Annotated in this window: 2 protein-coding genes; one reads left to right on the forward strand and one right to left on the reverse strand. The window is 68.3% G+C overall.

Annotated elements, in window-relative coordinates:
• Nucleotides 1–1,601 (forward strand): M13 family metallopeptidase (locus tag A5659_RS12860; protein ID WP_067181558.1); only part of this gene is annotated, 1,601 nt, incomplete at its 5' end.
• On the opposite strand, the gene A5659_RS12865 is transcribed toward A5659_RS12860, so the two are convergent.
• Nucleotides 1,585–1,805: hypothetical protein (locus A5659_RS12865; protein ID WP_156749174.1), on the reverse strand; the 221-nt coding region annotated here is incomplete at its 5' end. The genes A5659_RS12860 and A5659_RS12865 overlap by 17 nt on opposite strands.

Below are 1,805 nucleotides of genomic sequence, written 5' to 3' on the forward strand. Positions count from 1 at the left end.
GCGGCATCGGCGGCGTCGGGGTGTATGTGGACACCGACGCCAAGAACTCGGCGCGCTACCTGGTGCACTTCACCCAGTCCGGCCTCGGGTTGCCCGATGAGTCCTATTACCGCGAAGAGCGGCACGCGCAGGTGCTGGAGGCGTACCCGGCGCACATCGCGCGGATGTTCGCCCTGGTGTTCGGCGGCGATCCGGCCGACCACATTGCGACCGCCGACCGCATCGTCGCGCTGGAGGCCAGGCTGGCCGAGGCGCACTGGGATGTGGTCAAGCGCCGCGACGCCGACCTCACCTACAACCTGCGCACGTTCGCCGAACTTCGTGACGAGGCGGTGGGGTTCGATTGGGCCGGCTGGGTGGGCGGGCTCGGCGCCGACCCGGAGTCCCTCGCGGAAGTGATTGTGCGCCAGCCTGATTACCTGCGCAGGTTCGCCGAGCTGTGGCGCAACGAAGACCTCGAGGTGTGGAAGAGCTGGGCACGGTGGCGGTTGATCCGCGCCCGGGCCGCCTGGCTGACCGACGAGGTGGTGTCCGCGGACTTCGACTTCTACGGCCGCCTGCTGACCGGCACCGAGCAGATCCGCGATCGGTGGAAGCGTGCGGTGTCGCTGGTGGAGAACCTGATGGGCGACGCCGTCGGAAAGCTCTACGTGCAACGGCATTTCCCGCCCGGGGCGAAGGCCCGCATCGACGAACTGGTGGCCAACCTGCGGGCGGCCTACCGGATCAGCATCAGCGACCTGGACTGGATGACCCCGGCGACCCGGGAGCGGGCGCTGACCAAGCTGGACAAGTTCACCGCCAAGGTCGGCTACCCGGCGAAGTGGCGTGACTACTCCGCGCTGGTGATCGACCGGGCCGACCTGTACGGCAACTACCAGCGCGGGTACGCCGTCAACCACGACCGCGAGCTGGCCAAGTTGGGCGGGCCGGTGGACAGGGACGAGTGGTTCATGACGCCGCAGACCGTCAACGCCTACTACAACCCGGGCATGAACGAAATCGTCTTTCCGGCAGCCATTTTGCAGCCGCCGTTCTTCGACGCCGAGGCCGACGACGCGGCCAACTACGGTGGCATCGGCGCGGTGATCGGCCACGAGATCGGCCACGGCTTCGACGACCAGGGCGCCAAATATGACGGCGACGGCAATCTGGTGGACTGGTGGACGGACGCCGACCGCGCCGAGTTCGCCACCCGCACAAAGGCTCTCATCGAGCAGTACGACGCCTACACGCCGCGGGCACTGGCGAGCGAGCACCACGTCAACGGCGCGTTCACCGTCGGGGAGAACATCGGCGACCTGGGTGGCTTGTCGATCGCGCTGCTGGCCTACCAGTTGTCACTGAACGGCCAGCCGGCTCCGGTCATCGACGGCCTGACCGGCGTGCAGCGGGTGTTCTACGGGTGGGCCCAGGTATGGCGCACCAAATCCCGTGAGGCCGAGGCGATCCGGCGCCTGGCGGTGGATCCGCACTCGCCGCCGGAGTTCCGCTGCAACGGCGTGCTGCGCAACATGGACGCCTTCTACGACGCCTTCGACGGCGCCGATGCCGGCGCGCTGTTCCTGGAACCGGACAACCGGGTCAAGATCTGGAACTGACGCTCACCTGCGCGGGCTCGATCCGGGCGGGGACGTGCTTGTGCCACGGCGTGCCGGCGTAGGGATCGCGCCATTCGGTGGAGGTGAGCGCGTTCGGGGCGACACCCGCGGTGACGGTGCGCCCGTCGTCGCCGATGTAGTCGAGCCCGAATCCGTTGGGCAGGGCGGCATGTCCGGGGAGCATGGTCTCGGTGATCTCGACGG

It is taken from the genome of Mycobacterium sp. 1165196.3 (assembly GCF_001673415.1).
In the GTDB taxonomy this organism is placed as follows: Bacteria; Actinomycetota; Actinomycetes; order Mycobacteriales; family Mycobacteriaceae; genus Mycobacterium; species Mycobacterium europaeum_A.